Annotated in this window: 27 protein-coding genes and 2 pseudogenes; 10 read left to right on the top strand and 19 right to left on the bottom strand. The window is 50.8% G+C overall.

All coding sequences use genetic code 11. From position 1 onward, the window contains the following. Positions 1–60: 60 nt before the first annotated feature. Positions 61–582, top strand: coding sequence for a superoxide dismutase [Cu-Zn] SodC (sodC, locus tag BGK49_RS00935; RefSeq protein ID WP_004983569.1), 522 nt, complete (start codon positions 61–63; stop codon positions 580–582). Here sodC and BGK49_RS00930 read toward each other — a convergent pair. The 3 genes and pseudogenes from BGK49_RS00930 to BGK49_RS00920 form a co-directional block, all read right to left on the bottom strand. Next, positions 583–2,594: pseudogene (locus BGK49_RS00930) on the bottom strand (FUSC family protein). Beyond that, entirely contained in the window at positions 2,594–3,451 is an 858-nt protein-coding gene (locus tag BGK49_RS00925; RefSeq protein WP_001296942.1) for an efflux RND transporter periplasmic adaptor subunit, read from the bottom strand. The pseudogene BGK49_RS00930 and the gene BGK49_RS00925 overlap by 1 nt, the downstream one beginning before the upstream one ends. Before the next feature lie 2 nt (positions 3,452–3,453). Next, positions 3,454–3,690 (bottom strand): annotated as a pseudogene (locus BGK49_RS00920) (DUF1656 domain-containing protein). 200 nt (positions 3,691–3,890) lie between these two features. Between BGK49_RS00920 and slyA the strand changes: the two are divergent. Continuing rightward, complete coding sequence (gene slyA / locus BGK49_RS00915; protein ID WP_001296943.1) at positions 3,891–4,325, top strand: transcriptional regulator SlyA; 435 nt, start codon at positions 3,891–3,893, stop codon at positions 4,323–4,325. Positions 4,326–4,371: 46 nt separating this feature from the next. Here the strand turns inward: slyA and slyB are convergent, their stop codons facing one another. Next, a complete protein-coding gene (slyB, locus tag BGK49_RS00910) occupies positions 4,372–4,839 on the bottom strand; it encodes an outer membrane lipoprotein SlyB (protein ID WP_000597196.1) in 468 nt (155 codons plus the stop codon). Between the two features lie 273 nt (positions 4,840–5,112). Between slyB and anmK the strand changes: the two genes are divergently transcribed. From anmK to pdxY, 5 genes are all read left to right on the top strand, one after another. Beyond that, positions 5,113–6,222 (top strand): anhydro-N-acetylmuramic acid kinase, encoded by a 1,110-nt coding sequence (anmK, locus tag BGK49_RS00905; protein ID WP_000835077.1) that lies wholly within the window; start codon positions 5,113–5,115, stop codon positions 6,220–6,222. A gap of 97 nt (positions 6,223–6,319) precedes the next feature. After that, positions 6,320–6,649, top strand: coding sequence for a C-type lysozyme inhibitor (mliC, locus tag BGK49_RS00900; protein WP_000061968.1), 330 nt, complete (start codon positions 6,320–6,322; stop codon positions 6,647–6,649). 58 nt (positions 6,650–6,707) lie between these two features. After that, on the top strand, positions 6,708–7,364 hold the full coding sequence (gene pdxH, locus BGK49_RS00895; RefSeq protein ID WP_001282303.1) for a pyridoxamine 5'-phosphate oxidase: 657 nt from the start codon (positions 6,708–6,710) through the stop codon (positions 7,362–7,364). Positions 7,365–7,492: 128 nt separating this feature from the next. Next, complete coding sequence (gene tyrS, locus BGK49_RS00890) at positions 7,493–8,767, top strand: tyrosine--tRNA ligase (protein WP_005042099.1); 1,275 nt, start codon at positions 7,493–7,495, stop codon at positions 8,765–8,767. A 58-nt stretch (positions 8,768–8,825) separates the two neighbouring features. Further along, the gene (pdxY, locus tag BGK49_RS00885; RefSeq protein ID WP_001307229.1) at positions 8,826–9,689 is read left to right on the top strand and encodes a pyridoxal kinase; all 864 of its coding nucleotides are present in this window, start codon (positions 8,826–8,828) and stop codon (positions 9,687–9,689) included. Between the two features lie 43 nt (positions 9,690–9,732). On the opposite strand, the gene gstA is transcribed toward pdxY, so the two are convergent. From gstA to blr, 12 genes are all read right to left on the bottom strand, one after another. Beyond that, positions 9,733–10,338 carry a glutathione transferase GstA gene (gene gstA / locus BGK49_RS00880; RefSeq protein WP_000765749.1) on the bottom strand — a complete coding sequence of 202 codons (606 nt, stop codon included), beginning with the start codon at positions 10,336–10,338 and terminating at the stop codon, positions 9,733–9,735. A gap of 105 nt (positions 10,339–10,443) precedes the next feature. Next, positions 10,444–11,946, bottom strand: a complete 1,503-nt coding sequence (dtpA, locus tag BGK49_RS00875; protein ID WP_000100931.1) for a dipeptide/tripeptide permease DtpA — start codon at positions 11,944–11,946, stop codon at positions 10,444–10,446. A 610-nt stretch (positions 11,947–12,556) separates the two neighbouring features. Next, positions 12,557–13,192 carry an endonuclease III gene (gene nth, locus BGK49_RS00865; RefSeq protein WP_001030339.1) on the bottom strand — a complete coding sequence of 212 codons (636 nt, stop codon included), beginning with the start codon at positions 13,190–13,192 and terminating at the stop codon, positions 12,557–12,559. Continuing rightward, on the bottom strand, positions 13,192–13,887 hold the full coding sequence (rsxE, locus tag BGK49_RS00860) for an electron transport complex subunit RsxE (RefSeq protein WP_001289657.1): 696 nt from the start codon (positions 13,885–13,887) through the stop codon (positions 13,192–13,194). Before rsxE ends, nth begins: the two co-directional genes overlap by 1 nt. A gap of 3 nt (positions 13,888–13,890) precedes the next feature. Then, positions 13,891–14,511, bottom strand: coding sequence for an electron transport complex subunit RsxG (rsxG, locus tag BGK49_RS00855; RefSeq protein ID WP_000920784.1), 621 nt, complete (start codon positions 14,509–14,511; stop codon positions 13,891–13,893). A 3-nt stretch (positions 14,512–14,514) separates the two neighbouring features. Next, the gene (gene rsxD / locus BGK49_RS00850) at positions 14,515–15,573 is read right to left on the bottom strand and encodes an electron transport complex subunit RsxD (protein WP_000231953.1); all 1,059 of its coding nucleotides are present in this window, start codon (positions 15,571–15,573) and stop codon (positions 14,515–14,517) included. After that, entirely contained in the window at positions 15,574–17,604 is a 2,031-nt protein-coding gene (gene rsxC / locus BGK49_RS00845) for an electron transport complex subunit RsxC (protein ID WP_069375676.1), read from the bottom strand. Beyond that, positions 17,597–18,175 (bottom strand): electron transport complex subunit RsxB, encoded by a 579-nt coding sequence (gene rsxB, locus BGK49_RS00840; protein ID WP_000991809.1) that lies wholly within the window; start codon positions 18,173–18,175, stop codon positions 17,597–17,599. The genes rsxC and rsxB overlap by 8 nt, the downstream gene beginning before the upstream one ends. Further along, positions 18,175–18,756, bottom strand: coding sequence for an electron transport complex subunit RsxA (gene rsxA, locus BGK49_RS00835; RefSeq protein ID WP_000133175.1), 582 nt, complete (start codon positions 18,754–18,756; stop codon positions 18,175–18,177). The genes rsxB and rsxA overlap by 1 nt, the downstream gene beginning before the upstream one ends. Before the next feature lie 76 nt (positions 18,757–18,832). Then, positions 18,833–19,273, bottom strand: coding sequence for a DUF2569 domain-containing protein (locus tag BGK49_RS00830; RefSeq protein ID WP_004983493.1), 441 nt, complete (start codon positions 19,271–19,273; stop codon positions 18,833–18,835). Between the two features lie 85 nt (positions 19,274–19,358). Beyond that, a complete protein-coding gene (gene ydgT / locus BGK49_RS00825; protein WP_000217950.1) occupies positions 19,359–19,574 on the bottom strand; it encodes a transcription modulator YdgT in 216 nt (71 codons plus the stop codon). Between the two features lie 272 nt (positions 19,575–19,846). Next, entirely contained in the window at positions 19,847–19,972 is a 126-nt protein-coding gene (gene blr, locus BGK49_RS00820) for a division septum protein Blr (RefSeq protein WP_001300888.1), read from the bottom strand. Between the two features lie 242 nt (positions 19,973–20,214). On the opposite strand from blr, the gene BGK49_RS00815 reads away from it, so the two are divergent. Next, on the top strand, positions 20,215–21,255 hold the full coding sequence (locus BGK49_RS00815) for an oxidoreductase (RefSeq protein ID WP_001282516.1): 1,041 nt from the start codon (positions 20,215–20,217) through the stop codon (positions 21,253–21,255). A gap of 34 nt (positions 21,256–21,289) precedes the next feature. Here BGK49_RS00815 and add read toward each other — a convergent pair whose 3' ends face one another. The 3 genes from add to malX form a co-directional block, all read right to left on the bottom strand. Next, positions 21,290–22,291, bottom strand: a complete 1,002-nt coding sequence (add, locus tag BGK49_RS00810; RefSeq protein WP_000567500.1) for an adenosine deaminase — start codon at positions 22,289–22,291, stop codon at positions 21,290–21,292. Positions 22,292–22,394: 103 nt separating this feature from the next. After that, positions 22,395–23,567, bottom strand: a complete 1,173-nt coding sequence (gene malY, locus BGK49_RS00805) for a bifunctional maltose regulon transcriptional repressor/cystathionine beta-lyase MalY (RefSeq protein ID WP_000459380.1) — start codon at positions 23,565–23,567, stop codon at positions 22,395–22,397. A gap of 9 nt (positions 23,568–23,576) precedes the next feature. Further along, positions 23,577–25,163 (bottom strand): PTS maltose transporter subunit IICB, encoded by a 1,587-nt coding sequence (malX, locus tag BGK49_RS00800; protein WP_000125602.1) that lies wholly within the window; start codon positions 25,161–25,163, stop codon positions 23,577–23,579. Positions 25,164–25,337: 174 nt separating this feature from the next. Between malX and malI the strand changes: the two genes are divergently transcribed. Next, a complete protein-coding gene (malI, locus tag BGK49_RS00795) occupies positions 25,338–26,366 on the top strand; it encodes a mal regulon transcriptional regulator MalI (protein ID WP_000179498.1) in 1,029 nt (342 codons plus the stop codon). Between the two features lie 142 nt (positions 26,367–26,508). After that, positions 26,509–26,785 (top strand): transposase domain-containing protein (locus BGK49_RS00790; protein WP_024249094.1); only part of this gene is annotated, 277 nt, incomplete at its 3' end.

The following is a 26,785-nucleotide window of genomic DNA, read 5'->3' as shown; positions in this document are numbered from 1 at the left end:
CGTTCAAAAATGTGTCACTGGTTTACACTTATTCAGGAATGCACAATGAACGGAGGTCCTATGAAACGTTTTAGTCTGGCTATTCTGGCGCTGGTTGTTGCAACCGGCGCACAAGCTGCCAGTGAAAAAGTCGAGATGAACCTCGTCACGTCGCAAGGGGTAGGGCAGTCAATTGGTAGCGTCACCATTACTGAAACCGATAAAGGTCTGGAGTTTTCGCCCGATCTGAAAGCATTACCCCCCGGTGAACATGGCTTCCATATTCATGCCAAAGGAAGCTGCCAGCCAGCCACCAAAGATGGCAAAGCCAGCGCCGCGGAATCCGCAGGCGGGCATCTTGATCCACAAAATACCGGTAAACATGAAGGGCCAGAAGGTGCCGGGCATTTAGGCGATCTGCCTGCACTGGTCGTCAATAATGACGGCAAAGCTACCGATGCCGTCATCACGCCTCGTCTGAAATCACTGGATGAAATCAAAGACAAAGCGCTGATGGTCCACGTTGGCGGCGATAATATGTCCGATCAACCTAAACCGCTGGGCGGTGGCGGTGAACGCTATGCCTGTGGTGTAATTAAGTAATTAAGAGGCCTGCGTACCTTGCGGTGGTGCTTGCTCAAGTTGCGAAAGCGAGCAGTACAGCCGCCAGACAATTGCCGCCAGCTCACGGGCGGCAGGTTGATGATGACGGGCAAGGCTGTCGCAAATCCGCTGTAATTCTTCAAGTGTGGCCGCCAGTGATTTTTGCTGAACGCCACGCTCACTCATCACTCCCCGCAACAGTGAAATACAGTTATCCCGTACTCGCGATAACGGATCGGAACGCGATTCCCAGTCGCGCAATTGCCAGACAACATGAGAACAGTTCAGCAGCACTACACCCCAGCGTAATAACCAACGGCGAGCCAGCGCATCCTGCTGTTACTCAACTGACTGACGTGATGATAAGTGAGCGATTCAAATTCGCTTTCACTCAGTGTTGGATGGCGGCTTAGCTGATCGACAAAATCCCGGCGCAGCGCGCGAATATGGCGGCGGCTTTTACGAGCATCCGATCCTGGACGCAGAATGGCGAACGCTAGCCAAGCCAGCGCAACGCCAACGATTTTTGCCAGATTATCGTTAAGAAAATCAGCAAAATCATACACCGGGGGATTAGTGACAGCGATAAACGAACCCATAAAAACAATCAGTTGCCCCCACAGTGCGGCAAATTTGGGCATCTGCAATTTAAGAAGCTGCATTGTCGCCAGCAGTGGAAAGAGAAACAGTAAAAATTGCCACAGATCGCTAATCTGGACCATCAGGCCAAATTTGACCACAAAGCTGAATAGCGAAAGTAACACCAGCGTGCGCATCAGCAGTGACAACGACTTAAACGGTGCTGCGACGGCGGAGTAGAGTACGCAGCTAATTGCTGCCAGCGTTAATGCATTGGCACCGGCATCCCATTGCGATGCAATACTCCATGCGCCAATCATCATCAACGTACAAAATGTACGCAGCCCGCTCCACATAGCTTCGGCGTTGTCGGTATGACGAGCCAGAGCGGATGTCCGTGCGAGTCTGGCATGATCATCTACACCGCTTTGCAGACGATGTAATTCCTGACTACTTTGCAGATAAAGGCGGCAAAAATAACGTAGTCGCTGCCAGAAGGCGACGTGCCGGTAGTCGGCGACGTTGGTCGGGCGTAGCGGGGCGATAATACGTGCGACGGTGTAAGCATCTGTTTGCGAACTGGCGAGCGCCGTCAGCAATTGTTCGAGAATTTCTCGCGTGGCACCTGGCGGTGAGGGCCAGTTGAGCAACATACGTCGCAGGCTGGAGATGATACTGGTCATACGTAATTGCTGGTGGAGTAGCGCATTAAGGCGCGCGTTTTGCTGGCGAAAACGATAGTGGCTCCAGAAAGCCTGGATACGCAGCAAATTCATGGTCAGTATCTGCCCAATCCCCCCCTCATGTGCTGCACGAATGGCATCGTTTGTTTCAGGCTGCCAGAGTAAACTGGCATGTTCCAGTAATCGGGCGTGCATGTTTTTCAATGCGGTTAAAAGGGCTGTAGCATCGGAACTGCTAGGCAGGATCATCATCATCATGCAGCCGCACAAAATACCGACTATCACCTCGCAAACGCGCGCCTGAGCGATATCCCACAGCTGGCTGGCCTCAGTAATATTAACCATCGGAAAGGCGATGATGGCAGCCGTGTAGCCCGCCAGTTGAAATGCATACGCGACGTTATTCGTGAAGTGCGCACAGGCCCAGGTACAAAAGCCAAGCCACGCCGACATGCTCAATAGAAAAAACCACGGCTCATTGAGCGTATGCCCGGCAAGAAGCAGTGCCGCAATGGCTCCCAGTAAACTGCCAGCGATGCGTCCGAGGCTTTTGCTGATGACACCGCCAACGGTGGGAAAGCTAACCACTGCAGCCGAGGTCATCGCCCAATAGGGTTCATCCAGATTCAAATAATAGGCAACCGTCAGCGCCAGACACATGGCAATGGTATTGCGTAACGCATAACGCCATTGCGCCAGCGTGGCCTTGAACCAGGGCAAATTGCGCAAGGACCATGACGATGCGTTCATTATTGACCTACGGCAATGCTACAGGTGGTGCCCGACACCAGCGTGACATCGCCTGGAACTTTATCCAGCGCAAAGCGGACGGGAACGCGTTGGGCGAGACGAACCCAGGGGACGTTAGGTTTCACATCCGGAATAAGGCTTGAGTCACTTTCAACGCTTTGATCATAAATCGCCCGACCGATACTGGAAACGTGACCCCGTAACGTTTTGTTATCACTATAGAGGGTAATTTGTGCTGGTGCACCTTCGCGGATATGGCGCAACTTGGTTTCTTCAAAATAACCAATGACGTAAAACGAGTGGCTGTCGACAAGGGCAAACAGCGGTTTCCCGGTGTCAGCGTAATCGCCGATGCGGGTAGTGAGGTTAGTCACCCAACCACTCACCGGGGCGCGAATTTCCGTTTGCGCCAGTTGCCATTGTGTCTGTTTCAGCGTGGCCTGTGCGGCATTAACACTGGCCTGCATCGCTTTAACATTGAGGTTAGCGGTATCGAGTTCTTCGGCAGAAATAAAATTTTGTGAGAGATGACGACGACGATTCGCTTCGTTATTGGCTTTTGCGAGGTCAGATTGCGCTTTCGCCAGCTGAGCCTGTGCGTTCAGCTCGGCGATCTGAAAGGGCGTTTTATCGATCGTGAGCAGAAGATCCCCCGCGTTAACCAGTTGGTTGTCTTTTATATTCAGCTCAACAATACGTCCCGACACCTGTGGGGTGATAGAAACCTTTTCTGCGCGTATTTTCCCGTCGCGTGTCCACGGAGATTGCATGTAATAATTCCACAGCCACCATCCGGCAAGAACCGCAACTATCGCTACAATGATTGTTGAGAAATACTTAATTGTTTTAATTGACATAGTTACCACGCAATCAGTATTGCCAGAGCAAGGCAAACGCAAATCGCAAACAGCGATAAATCCATTTACAAGGGATGCCAGATGTCACCGGCGTAGATCCAGCCACGAAGCAGGCGGTGTACGACAAGCCAGATGACGAATCCAAACGCGAAGGCTTTGAAAAACGGAGGAAAATAGACGGACGCACCGAACACCAGATCTTGTAAGGGCAATCCTGTTGCATTGAGCATAAACTTCACAAAGTAGATTCCTTTACGACCGAATATATTGCGTTAGATTAATAAATATTCTTTAAGTGCGAAAAATTTACGCGCAATTTCTGAAAAATATGTCTGACGGTAACCAAATGCAGCAATACATTTGTTTTAGCAATAAAATTGCTGCACACTACTCTAAAAGCCGCATAATATCTTAGCAAGCTAATTATAAGGAGATGAAATTGGAATCGCCACTAGGTTCTGATCTGGCACGGTTGGTGCGCATATGGCGTGCTCTGATAGACCATCGCCTGAAACCGCTGGAGTTAACACAAACCCATTGGGTTACGTTACACAATATCCATCAGTTACCTCCAGACCAGTCGCAAATTCAACTGGCAAAAGCGATTGGCATCGAGCAGCCATCACTGGTCCGTACTCTGGACCAACTGGAAGAAAAAGGGTTAATTTCGCGTCAAACTTGTGCCAGCGATCGTCGGGCTAAACGTATTAAACTGACGGAAAAGGCAGAGCCACTGATCAGCGAAATGGAAGCTGTTATTAACAAAACCCGCGCGGAAATATTACATGGCATCTCCGCAGAGGAACTGGAGCAACTGATTACGCTCATCGCAAAACTTGAGCATAATATCATTGAGTTACAGGCTAAAGGGTGAAATGAAGGGGGCGTGTGGTCAGTAACCTGACCACATGCAAACTTATTTAGCGCGGAGAAACGGTCACCTGACTGCCATTGCTGGCCAGTACGACACGTTGGCCCGGAGAGAAACGAGTGTTGCCTTGTTTCTGTACCACCATGATGGTATTACCATCGTCTTTACGAATTTCCAGCTCGACACCCTGCGTTTTGTTCATTGCACTCTGTACGCCCTGACCAGCTACGCCACCTGCAACAGCGCCTGCTGCAGTAGCCAGAGAACGCCCGGTTCCGCCACCAACAGTATTCCCCAGGAAACCACCAAGAACAGCACCGCCAATTGCACCGATAACGTTGGAATCATCACCGCCCTGAATCTGTACCGGACGTACGTTAACGATGGTGCCATAGCTGACATTCTGTACTTGTTTCGCTTCAGAAGCGGTATAAACATCCCCTGACAGGGTGTCGTTATTAACACAACCGACAAGAGACAGACCTACCATTGAAACAACCAATACGCGTTTAATCATTGAAAAATCTCCTGTTCACCATGAAACGCCACGCAAGCATCCCTCATGGTCAAAGTATATGGCATATGTGAATCCATGGTTACATGTTCTACCAAATATGAGCAAATCATAATGAAAGTAGGATCAACCAATTATAAACAAAACATTCATGATGATTATTGATTTGAAGATAATGTTTTACTACCAACGGTAAAAATCGGTCATTCCGCATGGTATTCACGAAAAGTTTATGTTTGAGTGGTGCGCAAACGTCAGATTGAAAAAGGATGAACTATGAAATCGGGCCGCTTTATTGGCGTTATGTCAGGCACCAGCCTTGATGGTGTTGATGTTGTGTTGGCGACAATAGATGAACACCGGGTCGCACAGCTGGCAAGCTTGAGCTGGCCGATCCCGGTGTCTCTGAAACAGGCTGTACTGGATATTTGCCAGGGCCAGCAGCTTACACTTTCGCAGTTTGGACAGCTTGATACTCAACTAGGGCGACTTTTTGCTGATGCGGTCAATGCCTTGCTTAAGGAACAAAACCTGCAGGCGAGAGATATAGTTGCGATCGGCTGTCACGGTCAAACCGTCTGGCATGAACCGACGGGCGTGGCACCACACACTTTACAGATTGGCGATAACAATCAAATTGTGGCACGCACCGGAATTACGGTTGTCGGTGATTTTCGCCGTCGCGATATTGCCTTGGGAGGACAAGGCGCACCGCTGGTACCTGCGTTCCATCATGCCTTGCTGGCTCACCCAACCGAGCGACGAATGGTGCTCAATATTGGCGGCATCGCCAATCTGTCACTGCTCATTCCTGGGCAGCCGGTTGGCGGCTACGATACCGGTCCTGGTAACATGCTGATGGATGCCTGGATCTGGCGTCAGGCCGGTAAACCTTACGATAAAGATGCCGAGTGGGCACGGGCGGGTAAAGTTATTCTCCCACTGCTGCAAAATATGCTCAGCGACCCATATTTCTCGCAACCTGCACCGAAAAGCACCGGACGCGAATACTTTAACTACGGCTGGCTGGAGCGCCATTTACGCCATTTTCCGGGTGTTGATCCCCGTGATGTTCAGGCCACACTGGCAGAACTCACCGCCGTGACCATTTCTGAACAAGTTTTGTTGAGCGGTGGCTGCGAACGATTGATGGTATGTGGTGGAGGTAGTCGTAATCCGCTACTCATGGCGCGTCTGGCGGCATTACTGCCAGGCACAGAAGTCACCACCACCGATGCCGTTGGCATTAGTGGCGATGACATGGAAGCATTGGCTTTCGCCTGGCTTGCCTGGCGGACGCTGGCGGGATTACCAGGAAATCTGCCTTCCGTCACTGGCGCAAGCCAGGAGACGGTACTGGGGGCTATTTTCCCTGCTAACCCGTGATATCAGAGTTAACTGAATTTTTCTTACCGCGTCTGCCGTTACACTTGGAACGTTAGGGAGGGCGTATTGCCCTCCAGACCAGGAAAGTCTTCGGGAAATGTCTATGAAAAAACTGTTACTGATCTGTTTGCCGGTGCTTCTCACCGGCTGTAGCGCGTTCAATCAACTGGTTGAGCACATGCAAACCGCTACGCTGGAATACCAGTGTGATGAAAAACCGTTGACGGTCAAACTGAATAATCCGCGCCAGGAAGTCAGTTTTGTTTACGATAATCAACTACTGCATCTCAAACAGGGCATTTCAGCGTCTGGTGCACGTTACACTGACGGAATCTATGTTTTCTGGTCGAAAGGCGATGAAGCGACTGTCTATAAACGCGACCGCATCGTATTGAATAACTGTCAGTTACAAAATCCACAGCGTTGAGATTTTTCCAGGGGCGGCGCACAATAGCGTCACCCACTGACAATCCGTAAAGAAAACCATGTCTGATAACGACGAATTGCAGCAAATCGCGCATCTGCGCCGTGAATACACCAAAGGCGGGTTACGCCGTCGCGATCTTCCCGCCGATCCATTAAGCCTTTTTGAACGTTGGCTCTCTCAGGCGTGTGAAGCCAAACTGGCAGACCCTACCGCGATGGTGGTCGCTACCGTGGATGAACATGCTCAGCCTTATCAACGCATCGTTTTACTCAAACATTACGACGAAAAAGGCATGGTGTTTTACACCAACCTCGGTAGCCGTAAAGCACATCAAATTGAAAATAATCCGCGCGTTAGCCTGCTGTTCCCGTGGCATACCCTTGAACGCCAGGTGATGGTGATCGGTAAAGCAGAACGACTTTCGACTCTCGAAGTGATGAAATATTTTCATAGCCGCCCGCGTGATAGCCAGATTGGTGCATGGGTTTCGAAGCAGTCCAGTCGCATTTCTGCCCGCGGTATCCTTGAAAGTAAATTCCTGGAGCTGAAGCAGAAGTTTCAACAGGGCGAAGTGCCATTGCCGAGCTTTTGGGGCGGTTTTCGCGTCAGCCTTGAACAGATTGAGTTCTGGCAGGGCGGTGAGCATCGCCTGCATGACCGCTTTTTGTACCAGCGAGAAAATGATGTGTGGAAGATTGATCGTCTTGCACCCTGAAAAGATGCAAAAATCTTGCTTTAATCGCTGGTACTCCTGATTCTGGCACTTTATTCTATGTCTCTTTCGCATCTGGCGAAAAGTCGTGTACCGGCAAAGGTGCAGTCGTTATATACATGGAGATTTTGATGGCAAGCAGTAACTTGATTAAACAATTGCAAGAGCGGGGGCTGGTAGCCCAGATGACGGACGAGGAAGCGTTAGCAGAGCGACTGGCGCAAGGCCCGATCGCGCTCTATTGCGGCTTCGATCCTACCGCTGACAGCTTGCATTTGGGGCATCTTGTTCCATTGTTATGCCTGAAACGCTTCCAGCAGGCGGGCCACAAGCCGGTTGCGCTGGTAGGCGGCGCGACGGGTCTGATTGGCGACCCGAGCTTCAAAGCTGCCGAGCGTAAGCTGAACACCGAAGAAACTGTTCAGGAGTGGGTGGACAAAATCCGTAAGCAGGTTGCCCCGTTCCTCGATTTCGACTGTGGAGAAAACTCTGCTATCGCGGCGAACAACTATGACTGGTTCGGCAATATGAATGTGCTGACCTTCCTGCGCGATATTGGCAAACACTTCTCCGTTAACCAGATGATCAACAAAGAAGCGGTTAAGCAGCGTCTCAACCGTGAAGATCAGGGGATTTCGTTCACTGAGTTTTCCTACAACCTGTTGCAGGGTTATGACTTCGCCTGTCTGAACAAACAGTACGGTGTGGTGCTGCAAATTGGTGGTTCTGACCAGTGGGGTAACATCACTTCTGGTATCGACCTGACCCGTCGTCTGCATCAGAATCAGGTGTTTGGCCTGACCGTTCCGCTGATCACTAAAGCAGATGGCACCAAATTTGGTAAAACTGAAGGCGGCGCAGTCTGGTTGGATCCGAAGAAAACCAGCCCGTACAAATTCTACCAGTTCTGGATCAACACTGCGGATGCCGACGTTTACCGCTTCCTGAAGTTCTTCACCTTTATGAGCATTGAAGAGATCAACGCCCTGGAAGAAGAAGATAAAAACAGCGGTAAAGCACCGCGCGCCCAGTATGTACTGGCGGAGCAGGTGACTCGTCTGGTTCACGGTGAAGAAGGTTTACAGGCGGCAAAACGTATTACCGAATGCCTGTTCAGCGGTTCTTTGAGTGCGCTGAGTGAAGCGGACTTCGAACAGCTGGCGCAGGACGGCGTACCGATGGTTGAGATGGAAAAGGGCGCAGACCTGATGCAGGCGCTGGTCGATTCTGAACTGCAACCTTCCCGTGGTCAGGCGCGTAAAACTATCGCCTCCAATGCCATCACCATTAACGGTGAAAAACAGTCCGATCCTGAATACTTCTTTAAAGAAGAAGATCGTCTGTTTGGTCGTTTTACCTTACTGCGTCGCGGCAAAAAGAATTACTGTCTGATTTGCTGGAAATAATGCATTAAGTGGAAAGGGGGAGTGAGAAATCACTCCCCCTGGTTTTTATACAGGGAACATGATGAAAAATATTCTCGCTATCCAGTCTCACGTTGTTTATGGTCATGCGGGTAACAGTGCGGCAGAGTTTCCTATGCGCCGCCTGGGCGCGAACGTCTGGCCGCTGAACACCGTTCAATTTTCTAATCACACCCAGTACGGCAAATGGACTGGCTGCGTGATGCCGCCCAGCCATTTAACCGAAATTGTGCAAGGCATTGCCGCCATTGATAAATTACACACCTGTGATGCCGTGTTAAGTGGCTATCTGGGATCGGCGGAGCAGGGTGAACATATCCTCGGTATCGTCCGTCAGGTGAAAGCCGCGAATCCGCAGGCGAAATATTTTTGCGATCCGGTAATGGGTCATCCGGAAAAAGGCTGTATCGTTGCACCGGGTGTCGCAGAGTTTCATGTGCGGCACGGTTTGCCTGCCAGCGATATCATTGCGCCGAATCTGGTTGAGCTGGAAATACTCTGTGAGCATGCGGTAAATAACGTCGAAGAAGCGGTTCTGGCAGCGCGCGAACTCATTGCGCAAGGGCCACAAATTGTGTTGGTTAAACACCTGGCGCGAGCTGGCTACAGCCGTGACCGTTTTGAAATGCTGCTGGTCACCGCCGATGAAGCCTGGCATATCAGCCGTCCTCTGGTGGATTTTGGTATGCGCCAGCCGGTAGGTGTTGGTGATGTGACGAGCGGTTTACTGCTAGTGAAACTGCTTCAGGGGGCAACGCTGCAGGAGGCGCTGGAACATGTGACCGCTGCAGTCTACGAAATCATGGTGACCACCAAAGCAATGCAGGAATATGAGCTGCAAGTGGTGGCTGCTCAGGATCGTATTGCCAAACCAGAACATTACTTCAGCGCAACAAAGCTCTGAAATATCTCATTTCGGCCCACAACGACCTGTGGGCCGATGGCTATTACTTTAAGCCTTCCGCTGACAGCGCGTCTTGTACTTCCGGACGTTCAGCCATACGTTGCATAAATGCTGCAATGTGCTCTAACCCTTCCAGATTCAGTTTCACCGCGTATGCCCAGCGCAGAACCGTAAACAGATAGGCATCAGCAATTGTAAATCTTTGCCCGCAGATCCAGTGCTCATCCTTCAGTGCCTCGTTCACATATTGCAGCTTCTTCTCCAGCTGCGCGCGAACTGTCGGTTTGTACTCTTCCGGTGTATCAGGGCGAAACAGAGGTGTGAAACCTTTATGCAGCTCGGTGGCGATGTAATTCAGCCATTCGATGGTTTTATAGCGGGAAATACTGTTTACCGGTGCCAGCAACTGGCGGTCGGGGACGCTGTCGGCAAGATACTGCATAATCGCTACGCCTTCCGTCAGCAAAGTACCGTCATCCAGCAGCAATGCAGGCACCTGCCCCTTAGGGTTAACGGCAAAGTAATCGTCACCGTTTTCGAGACGTTTTTTCATTAAATCCACACTGACGAGGGTAAAATCCTTTCCGCTCTCACGCAGGGTGATATGGGAAGCGAGAGAGCAGGCACCCGGTTTGTAGAACAATTTCATCGGTAACTCCTTTTGTCTGTGGTTTAAAGTATGGTAGTGCGTTGCTGAACAAAAAAAAAGCCGCTAACGAAAAGTTAGCGGCTTGTAAAAGAGTTTCCCTGAATTTTACGCTACAGCAGCTTTCGCCGCTTTGTCTGCAGCGTCATCCTGCGTCATACGGTGCAGTTTAGGCGCGGTCAGCAGCATCAGTACTGCAATAATGGCAGTAGCGACACCAATCTGCAAGAATACGCGACCATAAACTTCCAGTGACATCAGCGGGTCGGTAACGTTATCCGGCACAGCCATCATACCCGCAACATAACCACCAATCAGGTTTGCACCGGCAGTGGTCAGGAACCAGCTACCCATAATGAAGCCCATCAGACGCTGCGGAACGAGTTGTGCAACCATTGCCAGACCCAGACCAGAGATCATCAGTTCCCCGATGCTCTGCAGGCCATAGCTTGCGACCAGCCAGCTTACAGACACGATACCAGCGTCAGACGCGAATTTCGCACCCAGCGGCAGAATCAGGAACGCACCAGAACACATCACCATGCCGATTGCAAACTTGGTTGGCATCGGCAGGGTATCGCCCATCTTGTTATAGATAGCGGCCAGAATCGGACTACCGATGATGATCCAGAACGGGTTCAGTGCCTGATACTGCTCAGGTTCTACGGCCAGACCCAGAATGGAGTGCTCAACGTTACGAATCGCAAAGAAGTTCAGTGACGTTGGCATCTGGCTGTACAGCACGAAGAAGATAATGGCTTCGAGCATCAGGATGAAGGCAACGATCATTTTACGACGCGCAGCACCTTTCATCGCGAAGGCTTCTTTACCGAAGATAACCACGATACCGAAGGCAACAACGCCCAGCGCCATACGCGCAACTTCCTGATTGTGCAGCAGCCAGGTGGCGATAGCGATCAGTGCCACAACACCAATAATGGTCAGCAGCAGGTTACGGTAGTTGATAGGCTCGAAGTCTGGTTTTGAACCGTACTGTTTAACCCAGCGTTGGCAGAAGGCGAAGTTAACGATAGTGATCAGCAGGCCTACAACGCTCAACGCAAACGCAACACTCCAGCCGTATTTCGCGGCCAGCCACGGCGTAGCAATCATAGAGAAGAAAGAGCCGATGTTGACGGACATGTAGTACATGGTGAATGCACCGTCCAGACGCGGGTCGTTTTTCTCATAGCATGTAGAAAGCAGAGAAGACGGGTTAGCTTTAAACAGGCCGTTACCGACCGCAATAGCCGCCATACCCATATAAACGATACCGGCGTCGTGACCAGACCAGGCAACCAGAGCATAACCAATCGCCAGCACAATAGCGCCGAGCATAATTACGCGTTTAGTACCCAGTACCTTGTCACCTAACCAGCCGCCGATAGCGACCAGACCATAAACCAGGGCACTAAAGGAAGAGAAAAGGGTGATTGAATCCGCTTCAGACATACCCAGTTGTTTAACCAGGTAAACAGCCATAATTCCTTGTAGGCCGTAATAACCAAAACGTTCCCATAACTCAATCGAGAAGATGAGATAGAACGCCTTCGGTTGTTTGAAAGCGTTCAAACTGACGCTTTCAGTTGGTTTTTGGTTTGCAGTGGACACTTTTACCTCTTTTTTTACATCCCATATTAACGGGGGTGCTTTCTCGCGTTATGTCTAAAAAACATACGCGCAATTGTTATAGTGGGAGGGGAAACGGCAGGTAATGTTCACTATCTTGCACTTTCAGACAAGTCCTTTGTAATAATCTGTTACATATAACTGAGGCGGGGAATTCAACCATTCCGGGAAATGTTATCCAGCGTTAAATTTTTCAAAAAACGTAACGGCAGATTTTTTCACTGCACTGAGAGGGGGGTGATGGCTTAACGGCGATATGTTCTGCTATTTAGCGTTTTTACTAGTGAGATAGTCCAGTTTCTGAAAAATAGCCAGTATAATGTTTTGTAGGTCAATATTTGTTGCGTGTGTAAATTTAAATGATTTTAACCTGATTCTTGCAATGTTTTTACATTGCGACAGCATCGTGATCTTGATCACGAATGAATAGAAAATTTCGCTATTAAAAAAACAATTAACCTGCATTTTTAGTTATCCGCAAACGGATTACCTGATGATAACGCTAAGCAATGGCATCATTCACGTTAAAAAGATGTTTTAAAAGAGGATAAAGAAAGGTTATCAATGGGGTAATCGGTGTTACCCCTTTTCTTCAGATGTCAACTTTCTCTTTGTATTCACAAAGATCTTCAATAATACAAGAGCCACAGCGGGGCTTGCGGGCAATGCAGGTATAACGCCCGTGCAGGATCAACCAATGGTGGCAGTCGACTTTAAACTCTGCCGGAACCACTTTCAGTAGCTTTTCTTCTACCTGTTCAACGTTTTTCCCCGGCGCAAATTGAGTACGATTACAAACGCGGAAAATGTGCGTGTCGACAGCAATAGTCGGCCAGCCGAATGCAGTGTTTAATACGACGTTGGCTGTTTTACGACCTACGCCGGGCAGGGCTTCAAGCGCAGCACGATCTTCCGGAACCTCGCCATTATGCTGCTCCAGTAAGATACGGCAGGTTTTGATGATATTTTCTGCTTTGCTGTTATAAAGCCCAATCGTTTTGATATAGGTTTTAACCCCTTCAACGCCCAGTTCAAGCATCGCTGCAGGCGTATTCGCCACCGGGTAGAGTTTCGCCGTCGCCTTATTAACACTGACATCGGTCGCCTGAGCGGAAAGCAGTACGGCAATCAGCAATTCAAAAGGCGAACTGAAATTAAGCTCGGTGGTGGGATGAGGATTGTTCTCACGCAGGCGAGTGAGGATCTCCAGGCGTTTTGCTTTGTTCATCAGACATTCCCTGTTTCACCGTTTGGCAATGCACGTTCGGCAGCTGCTTCAGTACGGCGTTTTTTCATTCTTTCATCAATCAGGTATTTTCCTGCCAGCATCAGTCCCAGGCCAATAAATGCACCTGGTGGCAGCATCGCCAGCAGGAAAGGGGAGTCGGTGTGGAAAATCTCCACGCGTAATACTTTTGCCCAGCTACCTAACAGCGCATCTGCACCGTCAAACAATGTGCCATTGCCGATAATTTCGCGTAGTGAACCCAGCACGAACATGGCACAGGTTGCGCCCATACCAATTGAAAAGCCGTCCAGTGCCGAAAGCGCCGGACCTTTTTTGGCGGCGAAGGCTTCAGCGCGGCCCACAACGATACAGTTAGTGACAATCAGCGGAATAAAAATCCCTAATGATTGATACAGGCCAAAGGCGTAGGCGTTGATCAGCATCTGTACAGCGCTGACCACCGAGGCGATGATCATCACGTAAATGGGAATGCGGATCTCGGCTGGCGTCCAGTGACGCAGCGTCGAAATGGTCAGGTTGGTCAGCGTCAGTACCAGCGTAGTCGCAAGTCCTAAACCCAGAGCATTAGTGGCAGTGGACGTGACCGCCAACAGAGGACAAAGGCCGAGCAACTGGACCAGCGCAGAGTTGTTTTTCCACAACCCCTGAACAATAACGTCTTTAATTTCGCTCACGCTTTATTCTCCACAGGCAGGAAGTTGAGAAAGTTGTGCCGGTAACGTCTGAGCGTACAATCCGGCGCGTTTTACCGCATTAACCACCGCGCGGGGAGTAATCGTCGCGCCGGTGAACTGGTCGAAATCACCACCATCTTTCTTCACCGCCCAGTGCGCATCATCCGCACCACTGATTTTTTTACCCGCAAAATGGGTGATCCAGTCAGAAAGGCGCAGTTCGATTTTATCGCCAAGCCCTGGCGTTTCGTGGTGCTCTGTCACGCGCGTGCCAAGTACCGTGCCGTTAAAATCGGCTCCCACCAGCAGCTGAATCGCACCGGAATAGCCATCTGGCGCGGTTGCTTCCAGAACGGCGGCTACCGGTTTGTCATCCTGTTTGGCGATGTAAACCCGATGCTCACCTTTACCTAACTCTGGCGCAGTTACCAGATAGCAACTCTGTGCCAGCGCATTGTTATAGCGTTCGGCTGGCAGCACCTGATCAAATAATGCCTTTTGTTGCAGACTTGCCTGTTCAGCAATCGTCGTTTTGGTCATCTGGTTGATGGCCGCAGTTAACCCTGTTGAACCCGCTGCAAATAGCGCTAACGTAATGCCGTGTTTTCGGATAGTTTTCAGCATGGTTTACCCTTTGCGATGGCCGTAGACGCGCGGACGCGTGTAGTAATCGATCAGAGGAACCGTGATGTTCGCCAGCAGGACGGCAAAAGCCACGCCGTCAGGATAGCCGCCGAAACTGCGGATCAACCAGACTAATAAGCCCGCAAGCGCGCCGAAAATAAGACGACCACGATTGGTCGTAGAAGCGGTAACCGGGTCAGTCAAAATAAAGAATGCGCCGAGCATGGTCGCACCAGACAGCAGATGAATTTGCGGTGCTGCCAGTGTTTCTGGTGAGAACAACCAGCCCAACGTTGCGCATAACGCCAGCGTTACTAAGAAGCTGAGGGGAATATGCCAGCGAATCGCTTTCTGCCATAGCAACCACAGGCCGCCAGCCAGCCAGGCGAGATTTACCCATTGCCAACCAGCGCCCGCCAGAATACCGCTGTAGATCGGATATTGCATAATCTGTTCAACCGAATGACCGGCACGGACAGAGGTTTTAAATGTATCCAGCGGTGTCGCCTGACTAATGCCATCAATACCTAAGTGTAGTGTGTTCATATCAGCACCACTGGCGGTATGCCCGCTGAAAATAACCTGTATGGCGTCGATAAAACCAGGGATGTTGACCGCAATTTCATGTGGCGGTAACCAGCTGGTCATCTGCACCGGGAAGGAGATCAGTAAGACCACATAACCAATCATTGCCGGATTAAACGGGTTTTGCCCCAGACCGCCATACAACTGTTTAGCGATGATCACCGCAAACACCGAACCCAGCACGACCATCCACCATGGCGCGAGGGGGGGAATACTTACCGCCAGCAATAAGCCTGTCAGCAATGCTGAGTTATCTTTCAACGTTGCGGCTACCGACTGCTTGCGTAGTTTGAGTACGAGAGCTTCGGCTAACAGAGTACTAACCGATGCCAACAGGATCTGAACGAGAGTACCCCAACCAAAAAACCACAGTTGCGCTGCGATTCCTGGCACGGCTGCGAGCAACACCAACAGCATAATGCGCGATGTCTGGCGCTGGTTATGGGTATAAGGGGAGCTAGCTATTCTGAATACCATTTAGTCCTCGTTTACAACCTTTTGCTGGGCGGCTTTTTTGGCCTGAGCGCGGGCAATAGCCGCGGCAACTGCCGCTTTGCGCGGATCAACCTGTTCTTCTGGTTCTGCGTTAGTCTGTTGCTGTTCCAGCTTGCGCGCTTTGGCACGGGCAATAGCGGCTTCGACGGCGGCTTTGCGCGGATCAACCTGTTCTTCAGGTACCGCATTAGCCTGTTGCTGTTCCAGTTTGCGCGCTTTGGCTCGGGCAATAGCGGCTTCGATGGCGGCTTTGCGCGGATCAACCTGTTCTTCTGGTTCCGCATTAGCCTGTTGCTGTTCCAGCTTGCGCGCTTTGGCGCGGGCGATAGCTGCTTCAACGGCAGTTTTACGTGGATCAGCAACGGTTGCTGCGTCGTTAGTTTGCTGCAGTTCTGCCTGTTTCGCTCTGGCTTGCGCTTTACGGGCTTCCCGTGCTGCAATAATTGCACTGTTATCCGGGCGTTCGCCCGCTTTAATCACAATAGGCTGTGTAGCCTGGGCCTGTTTCTCTTTCACCCGCGCCAGAGCGGCAGCAATCGCATCTTTATCTTTGGCTGCAGGTTGAACGGCTGCGCTCTTATGTCGTTCAAGGCGAGCCGCTTTTTCGCGCTCCAGACGAGCCTGGCGCGCTTCGAAACGCGCTTTGGCTTCTGCGGCGCGCTTTTCTTCCTGACGAATAGCCGCAATTTCAGCTTTTTCCTGACGGAAATATTGCACCAGGGGAATATTGCTCGGGCAAACCCACGCGCAAGCCCCACATTCAATGCAATCAGCAATGTTATGCGTGGTAGCTTTATCGTGTTGCTGACCTTTGCTGAACCAGTACAACTGTTGCGGCAAAAGATCCGCAGGGCAGGCGTCAGCACAGGCGCTACACCGGATGCAGCTTTGTTCTTCCTGTGGTTCGCCAAGTTCATTGGCAGAGGGAGCCAACAGACAGTTGGTAATCTTTACGACCGGGACATCCAGCCATGGCAAGGTAAAGCCCATTAGCGGGCCACCCATAATCACCATTTGATCGGCAGAGGGGCAGAATCGGGCATCATTCAATAAATGACGCACTGGCGTCCCCAGCCGTGCCCAGACGTTGCCCGGGCGAGCGATTGCTTCGCCAGTCAGGGTTACAACACGCTCGGTAATCGGCTCGCCATCAATAACGGCACGTTTCACTGCATAAGCAGTGCCGACGTTTTGCATTAATACGCCGATATCGGATGAACGCCCGCCATGTGGAACCTGCTTCCCGGTCAGAATGTAGGTTAATTGTTTAGCACCGCCAGAAGGATATTTGGTTGGAATCACCCGCAGAGAAATATCGTTAGAGTCCGCCAGCACCGCGCGCAGCATGGAAATCGCCTGCGGTTTGTTATCTTCAATGCCGATAAGAATTTCGCGTGGCTGCAGAATATGCGCAAGAATGCGAATACCCTCTACGACCTGAGCCGCGCAATCCTGCATCAAACGGTCATCGGCGGTAATGTACGGCTCGCACTCAGCCGCGTTGATAATCAACGTTTCAATCTTATCTCCGCCACCCTGCAATTTAACGCCTGTCGGGAATCCTGCACCGCCCAGCCCGGCAACACCAAACTGATGTATGCGCTCGATTAACTCTTCGCGACTGCGAGTGCGATAATCGGCCCAGCCGTCGCGCGGGATCCAGCAGTCTTCACCATCGGCATCAATAATCACGCTTAATTCAGCTAAAGCTGAAGGATGAGCCGTAGAGTGGGGCGCAATAGCCGTAACGGTACCCGAGGTGGGCGCGTGAACAGGCAGCATTTTGCCGCGACCACGGGTAAGCGGCTGGCCGCGCAATACTTTATCGCCGACGCTAACGCACAACTCACCTTCAGCGCCAATATGCTGTTTCAGTGGAATAACAAAACGCTGCGCCAGTGGTACCTGGCGCAGGGGTGTACCGTTGGACTGGGTTTTCATCTCCGGTGGATGGATGCCGCCGTTGAAATCCCAGATTTTATTTTTTCTGAATGCAGAGAATAACTTAAGCATGGTGTTCCACGGGAATGATACGCACGGGAATGGTGTTCAGATCCCATTTCCAGGAGTCAGGTGTTTCTGCGACCGGTTGCAACGAGATGCAGTGCGTCGGGCACGGATCAACACATAAATTGCAGCCCGTACAGAGATCACTCATTACCGTATGCATGGCACGGGTAGCGCCAACGATGGCGTCTACCGGACAAGCCTGAATACATTTAGTGCAGCCAATACAGTTATTTTCATCAATAACCGCCACCATCCGCGCAGGCGTTAGCTCTTGCGCTTCGCCATCCAGCGGCTGCGGCTCGACATTAAGCAACTCGGCAATTTTTAGCATCACAGCTTCGCCACCTGGGGCGCAACGGTTGATTTTTTCACCGTTACAGCTGATGGCTTCCGCGTAGGGGCGACAGCCGGGATAACCGCACTGACCACACTGGCTCTGCGGTAAGATTTCGTCAATTTTCTCAACGACCGGATCGTCTTCCACCGCAAAACGGCGGGAGGCATAACCCAGAATGGCGCCAAACGCCAGGCCCAGCAGGCTCACGGCGGCAACGGCAATCCAGATAGCATTCATTACAACTTCACCAAACCACTAAAGCCCATAAAGGCCAGAGACATAAGACCTGCGGTAATTAACGCAATGGCATTACCGCGAAAAGGTGCCGGGACATCAGCCACAGCAAGGCGTTCGCGGATGGCGGCGAAGAGCACCATCACCAGCGAGAAACCGACAGCGGCGGAAAAACCGTACAGCGCCGACTGCAAGAAATTGTGCCCGAGATTGATATTCAGCAACGCCACGCCGAGCACTGCACAGTTGGTGGTGATAAGCGGCAAAAAAATCCCCAGCAGACGGTAAAGCACCGGGCTGGTTTTGCGCACCACCATCTCGGTGAACTGCACGACCACAGCAATCACCAGAATAAATGCCAGGGTGCGCAGGTAAATCAGATTAAGTGGGATCAAAATCCACTTATCGATAAGCCAGGCGCAAATAGACGCCAGCGTCATCACAAACGTTGTTGCCAGCCCCATGCCCATCGCGGTTTCCAGTTTTTTGGAAACCCCCATAAACGGACAGAGACCGAGAAACTTGACCAGTACAAAGTTATTGACCAGTACAGTTCCGACAAACAGTAACAGGTAGTCAGTCATTTTTCGGCCTGAAATAAAAAAGCCGCCTATTATCCGTTAATCCAGAGCAGGCGACAACAGGTTAACTGTAAGGTTATTACGGATTCACAAACGTCGCTTTTACCCGCGACGAGCGTTTGAAATAGGAGACGATCAATGCGGTTGCCAACAAAGTAAACAGCAACTGGCGAACGGCTATGCCATCTTCCACGGGTGAAAAAGCGAATGCTTTTACTGCCAGCAATACGGAAATAAGCAGCCAGATAATATAGTGTTTAGGAACACAACGCCGACGTTTAAAGAAAGCGATGGTCAACCACAGTGTGTAATACCACATGGCGATAGCGGTAATAAAAGAAACGCCCCATAAGATTTGTGTCGTCAGTGCTTGTCCGCCGAGCGTTTGAAATGTTTGCGGAGAAGATAACGCAGCGGTATACAGCAACAACGCCAGCGTCGTACTCAACAGAGCGACTAAAAGCCAGGCCAACGGGCCAAGCAACCAGCCTCCAATACGTTGTGGCGTTGTGGTGGTCATAGGTTCTCCAGAATAGCGACGCAAACAGGCAAATCTAATTTTAGGGGCGTTATTATAAGGCTTTTATAACCGATCGCTACTTTCTTTATTGGACATAGTGCCAGACGGACTTCGGTACCTGGCCGAGGTCAAACAAACGCCCGCCAGAAACCAGCTCTGCGCGACGGTGATCGGCAGCACGATACATATTGATCAGTTCCTGATCGTCCGTCAGGGTGTAATTAAGATGGTCGTAGAGTTTTTCCAGACTTTCGAGTGAACTGATTTTGCGAAATTTTAATAAGTAGTCCTGAACAGTCATAAAAGGTCCATAAAATAATTAATACCAAAGGGGTAGGTATTATTAGTGATGATAAAATTTCACCAAAAGTGAACGCTTGTGTTATTACAATAATAAGAATGCGCTGATGGCAAATATTCAGGGATGAAAAACTGCTCTGAAAAGAGTAACGCGCTTTACTATCCCTGACAATCACCAACAACATCGAACAAGATAATAAATTCCTGGTTTAATATCCGACAAGTGAAAACATGCACCCGGACGGGCAGCATGGCGCTCTACAAGCGCAGAGCTTACTTGTGTTGTACCGAAGCACTCTGTTCAGGTGGCTGATAGTTGTCAATGTGACTCGCCACGCCAAGAAGAATGACTGAAACGACAAGAACGATCCAACCTGTTAATTCAATAAGACGATTCATTACAGCCCACATCTCTCTTGATTGATCCATTAACTTCAGGGGGTAAATGTTACTTAGCAATAATAGCTCCAGCAAGATTTTTACTGAGGTTTTTGCGATATTTAGCTTTTGTCGTTGGAAAATTCGCTATTTTTTTGACTTAAGTTAAACAACATCCCTTATTGCTGGCAGGTTATTAAACTGTTGAGCGTGGGTAAAGGATAGTGTCAAATAGCAATCATACTTCAATGAGAGGCAATGACATGAGCGACAACATCCGTGTTGGGTTGATTGGGTATGGTTATGCGAGCAAAACCTTCCATGCGCCCCTGATTGCGGGCACGCCCGGGCTGGAACTGGCGGTAATCTCCAGCAGTGATGAAACAAAAGTAAAAGCCGACTGGCCAACGGTTACGGTTGTCTCTGAGCCGAAGCATCTGTTTAACGATCCCAACATAGACCTGATTGTCATTCCTACACCCAACGATACCCATTTCCCGTTAGCCAAAGCGGCGCTTGAGGCGGGTAAACATGTGGTCGTTGATAAACCCTTTACCGTGACACTGTCACAAGCGCGAGAGCTGGATGCGCTGGCAAAAAGCCTGGGGCGTGTGCTGTCTGTATTCCATAACCGTCGTTGGGATAGCGATTTCTTGACGCTAAAAGGTTTGCTCGCGGAAGGCGTGCTGGGTGAAGTTGCTTACTTTGAGTCTCATTTTGACCGCTTCCGTCCGCAGGTGCGCGATCGTTGGCGTGAACAGGGCGGCCCAGGCAGCGGTATCTGGTACGATTTAGCACCGCATCTTCTTGATCAGGCCATTACGCTATTTGGTTTACCGGTCAGCATGACGGTAGATTTGGCACAGTTACGGCCCGGAGCGCAGTCGACCGATTATTTCCACGCCATCTTGTCCTATCCACAGCGGCGAGTCATTTTACACGGTACCATGCTGGCAGCCGCTGAGTCAGCACGGTATATCGTGCATGGATCCCGAGGCAGTTATGTGAAATATGGCCTCGATCCACAGGAAGAACGTCTGAAAAATGGCGAGCGTCTGCCGCAGGAAGACTGGGGCTACGATATGCGTGATGGCGTACTTACCCGCGTGGAAGGTGAGGAACGTGTCGAAGAAACGCTGTTGACGGTACCTGGGAATTATCCGGCTTACTATGCGGCTATTCGTGATGCGTTAAATGGCGATGGTGAAAATCCGGTTCCGGCAAGCCAGGCAATCCAGGTAATGGAGTTGATTGAGCTGGGCATCGAATCCGCCAAACATCGCGCGACTTTGTGCCTTGCATGAAAAATGGATGGTGCAATTTGCACCATCCATTTTGTTACTTCGCGGCGACTTTTTCTCGCAGTGCGCGTTTTTCCTCAGCGCTGAGGAAAGCCATTTCCAGACCATTAATCTGTGCCTGGCGGATTTGCTCGCGGGATAACCCAGCAGCTGGCGCGGCAACGGTATATTCGTGAATGATATCCACTCCCTGTACGCCGGGATCGTCAGTGTTAATGCCGGCACGAATGCCATGCTCAAGGAACGTTTTCAGCGGATGTGCAGCCAGCTCTGCTACGGTGCTGGTCTGAATATTGGAGGTCAGACAGGATTCAATACCAATTTGTTGCTCGGCGAGAAAATCCATCAGCGCCCGATCTTCAATGGCTTTTACGCCATGTCCAATACGCTCCGCACCCAGTTCACGAATCGCCTGCCAGATGCTTTCCGGCCCGGCAGCTTCGCCTGCATGGACGGTAATATGCCAGCCCGCATCACGCGCAAGGTTGAAGTGAGAAAGGAACAGACTTCCCGGGAAACCAAGTTCATCACCGGCTAAATCAAGTGCGGTAATCTGGTCACGGTGGGCTAAAAAGGCCTCCAGCTCTTGCTGACAGGCGGCTTCGCCGAAGGTTCGGCTCATAATGCCGATAAGCTTCGCCTGCACACCAAAAGTGCGGCAACCTTCACGTACGCCATCGATCACCGCTTCGACAACACCCGCTACAGGCAGCTTATGTGCCATTGCCATGTAGCCTGGTGAAAAACGCAGCTCGACATAGTGCAGGCCGTTACGGGCTGCATCTTCAATGTTTTCAAATGCCACGCGGCGGCAGGCATCAAGAGAGGCGAGAACTTTAACGCCCCAGTCAAGTTTGGTCAGAAAGCTCACCAGATCGGGTTCGTTGGCAATGACCTGAACGTGGGGAATCAGTGTTTCCAGGGATTGTGCAGGAAGCGAGATATTATACTGGCGGCCAAGTTCAAGAATGGTCTGGGGACGAATGTTGCCATCAAGGTGGCGATGGATATCAGTTAATGGCAGGGTGGTATCAATCATGGTCGCACTCTTTTTCTGGATATAAAAGTGCGCACCATTATAAAAACAAAGCAGGGTAAAAATCCACGATTGCGCAACGATTTTTTACGTTGCGCAATTGGGGTTAACGAACAGCGCGGATGGCGTTAATTAATCCAGCCACACCTTTTTCCAGTTTCGAACGTGGGCAGCCGGCATTGAGACGGACAAAACCACGACCTTCTTCACCGTAGGTATACCCCGGCATGATCGCGACTCTTTCTTGTTCGATAAGTGCTTTTTGCAACGCGTTGTCGTCAATATTCAACGGACGTAAATCAAGCCATGCCAGATAAGTGGATTGTGGGATCTGCCAGTTGAGTTCAGGAAACGCGGCGTTCATTTTATCTGCGATATACGTGAGGTTATCTTTCAGATAGATGCGTAAGGCATCCAGCCACGGCGCGCCTTGCTGATAGGCGGCGATATGGGCAGTTAACGCCAGTACCGAAGGGGAAGAAAGCCCATCACGGCCTTTCAGTGCCGATAAATAGGCATCGCGGCTACTGCTATTTTCTATAATCCCGTAAGCACCGGTCAGGGCGGGAATATTGAAACTTTTCGAGCCCGACGTTAGCAACGCCCAGTCTCCGCGAGCCACATTACTCCAGGGAATATGCGGCTGCTCGCCCCAAACCATATCCATATGGATTTCATCGGAAATAACCCGCACACCATGACGCTCGCACAGGTCAGCCATGATCTCCAGCTCATCGCACGTCCACACTTTCCCGGTAGGATTCTGTGGGCTACACAGGAGCATAATTTTACATTCTGGTTTCGCCAACACGGCTTCCAACTTGCCCATATCGCAAAACCAACCATCAGCCTGCTTCTCTAAAGCAACGGGCATTACTGTGCGCTGGTTACCTTCAATGGCCTTGTAAAATGCGTCATAGGCGGGTGTGTGGATCACCACGCCTTCACCTGTTTCAGACCACTGACGAATCAGTTCTGAAACCATATAGATGACAGAAGGGCCATACACCACCGTCTGAGAATCGATGGCGGTGTAATGCTGGGTGGAAAACCAGTGGGCAATAGCCGCGAGAAACTCATCGTTTTTCCAGCGGCTGTAGCCAAATACGCCGTGCATCAGGCGCTGATTCAGCGCCTCTATAATGCAGGGGGCAGTGGCAAAATCCATGTCTGAAATCGTGAACGGTAACAGGTCAGCAGTGCCGAAACGGTCAGCGACATAATCCCACTGTGTACACCATGTGCCATGACGATCCACGACCTTTGAAAAATCGAACATATCTTATCCTTATGCCTGGACAGTATGCATCAGACCGGCCATTTCATCTTTTACTGACTGAACTTGTGGCCCGATAACAACCTGCAGGTTATGTTGATTAAGTTGTACTACGCCAATTGCCCGATTGTCCTTCAGTGCCTGCACATTAACAAGCGACATATCTTTCACAGACAAACGCAGACGGGTAATGCAGTTATCGAGGCTGACAATATTGTCGGCACCGCCTAATGCTTCGAGGATTGCAGGAACGTTGTAACCTGATTTACCCGGCGCAGCGGCAACGGCTTTTTCGATTGAGCTGGCAACTTCGCTATCGCGCCCCGGGGTTTTGAGATTGAAGCGGGTGATAGCGAAACGGAAGATGGCGTAGTAAACGACAAACCAGATTGCCGCCACCACTGACACCATGTACCACTTGGTTGACAGACCATGCAAAATACCGAACACCACGAAGTCGATGATATTGCCGTCGGTATTACCGATGGTGACGCCGAGCACAGACATGACGGTGAAGCCGAGGCCGGTTAACAGCGCGTGGATGACATACAGAACTGGCGCTACGAACAGGAATTCCAGCGGTTCGGTAGTGCCGCCAACGACGCAGGCGATCAGGCCAGAAATCAGCAGACCTTTAATTTTATGGCGATTTTCCGGGCGCGCGCAGTGATACATAGCTAACGCTGCAGCTGGCAGACCGCCGAGAAACGCAGGCATTTTACCTTGCGAAAGGAAACGCGTGGCGCTTTCAGAAAAACCGTGAGTGGTCGGGCAACTCAATTGCGCCTGGAAGATGGTCAGTGCGCCGCTGACGGTTTGACCGCAGACTTCCTGCGTGCCGCCTGCGTCGGTAAAGCGAATTAATGCCACCAGAATGTGATGCAGACCAAACGGCAACAGCAGACGTTCACCGGTACCAAACAGCATCGGTCCGAAATCACCCGCGCTGTTTATCATATGGCCCAAGCCGCTAATACCCATGGCGAAAATCGGCCAGACTAATGGAATCACCAGGCCGACAAGGCCCATCACCAGCGAGGAGATAATTGGTACGAAGCGCGTACCGCCGAAGAATGCCAGCGCATCCGGCAGGCGGATATTATGGAAACGCTCATGCAGCATCCAGACGATAATACCGGCGATCACCGCACCGAGGATCCCGGTATCGATCGACTGGATCCCAAGAATGCTCTGGATGTTATTGGCTTTCAGAACCGCGGCATCCGTGGTTGGCAGAATGCCTTTATTGGTCAACCAGAAGTTTACCGCGAGGTTCATTACCGCATAACCGACGAAGCCAGCGAATGCCGCTACGCCTTTATTTTCGCGTGCCAGGCCCAGCGGGATGGCGATACAGAACATGACAGGCAGGAAACTAAAAGCAAACGAGCCAATCTTACTCATCCAGGTAAAGATAGCCTGCAACACGGGGTTGCCCAGGACCGGGATCAGGGTTATGACATCATGGCTGCTAAGAGAACTACCAATGCCGAGCATAATGCCGCAGAACGACAATAATGCCACGGGTAACATGAAGGTTTTGCCTAACTGCTGGAAGAACTCCCACAGCGTGACTTTCGGTGCTGTTTTCGCCGTCATAAAACGACTCCTCGTAGAGAACAATCTGGATTCAGTAAATTGCGCGAGAAGATAAAACGTTTTATCAAATTTTAGTGAGGCATAAATCACATTACGCAACGATAATAGCGGGTATAAGATAAATAAAAGGTAAAACGTTTTATCTGTCACATAATCAGGGAGTAGGTCATCTGCATGGCTACCGCCAAAAAAATAACCATTCATGATGTTGCGCTGGCTGCGGGCGTGTCGGTAAGTACCGTTTCGCTGGTGCTTAGTGGCAAAGGGCGAATCTCTACCGCCACAGGAGAACGCGTTAACGCCGCCATTGAAGAGCTGGGATTTGTGCGCAATCGCCAGGCGTCGGCGCTGCGCGGCGGGCAAAGCGGCGTCATTGGTTTGATCGTCCGTGATTTATCTGCGCCGTTTTACGCCGAATTGACGGCCGGATTGACGGAAGCTCTGGAAGCGCAGGGACGGATGGTTTTTTTGCTTCACGGCTGTAAAGACGGCGAGCAGCTGGCACAGCGGTTTTCACTGTTACTGAATCAGGGGGTCGATGGTGTGGTAATTGCCGGGGCTGCAGGAAGCAGCGATGACCTGCGACGGATGGCAGAAGAAAAAGCTATCCCGGTGATTTTCGCTTCCCGTGCCAGTTATCTTGATGATGTTGATACGGTTCGCCCGGACAACATGCAGGCTGCACAGTTGTTGACGGAGCATCTCATTCGCAATGGGCATCAGCGGATCGCCTGGCTGGGAGGGCAAAGTTCCTCATTAACCCGGGCAGAACGGGTGGGAGGCTATTGTGCAACTCTACTAAAATTTGGCCTGCCGTTTCACAGCGATTGGGTGCTGGAGTGCACATCCAGCCAGAAGCAAGCTGCGGAAGCTATCACGGCGCTTTTACGTCATAACCCGACCATCAGTGCTGTGGTTTGCTATAACGAAACTATTGCGATGGGGGCATGGTTTGGTTTGCTGAAAGCAGGGCGGCAAAGCGGGGAAAGCGGAGTCGATCGTTACTTTGAGCAACAAGTTTCGCTGGCGGCATTTACCGATGCGACACCAACCACACTTGATGATATACCCGTTACCTGGGCCAGCACGCCTGCGCGGGAACTTGGTACCACACTTGCGGATCGCATGATGCAAAAAATCACCCATGAAGAGACGCATTCACGCAATCTTATTATTCCCGCCCGGCTCATTGCAGCGAAATAATCCTCTCTTTATCTGCTATACTTGGTAGTGTCCTTTCCTCAAGGTTAATGATAAAAAATGTGGCACACAGGCGGTGTAATGCCGATCAGTTAAGGATCAGTTGACCGATCCAGTGGCTGTGTAAGAATCCGGAAACGCTCACTTGTTTCCGGATTTTTTTATGCACATTGGACAGGCTCTTGATCTGGTATCCCGTTACGATTCTCTGCGTAACCCACTGACTTCTCTGGGGGATTACCTCGACCCCGAACTCATCTCTCGTTGCCTTGCCGAATCAGGTACTGTAACGCTACGCAAGCGCCGTCTTCCCCTCGAAATGATGGTCTGGTGTATTGTTGGCATGGCGCTTGAGCGTAAAGAACCTCTTCACCAGATTGTGAATCGCCTGGACATCATGCTGCCGGGCAATCGCCCCTTCG

This window comes from Shigella sp. FC1544, assembly GCF_001722145.1.
GTDB lineage: Bacteria > Pseudomonadota > Gammaproteobacteria > Enterobacterales > Enterobacteriaceae > Escherichia > Escherichia coli.
Note: the sequence above shows the minus strand (reverse complement) of the source record. Positions and strands in the feature narration are given on the sequence as shown.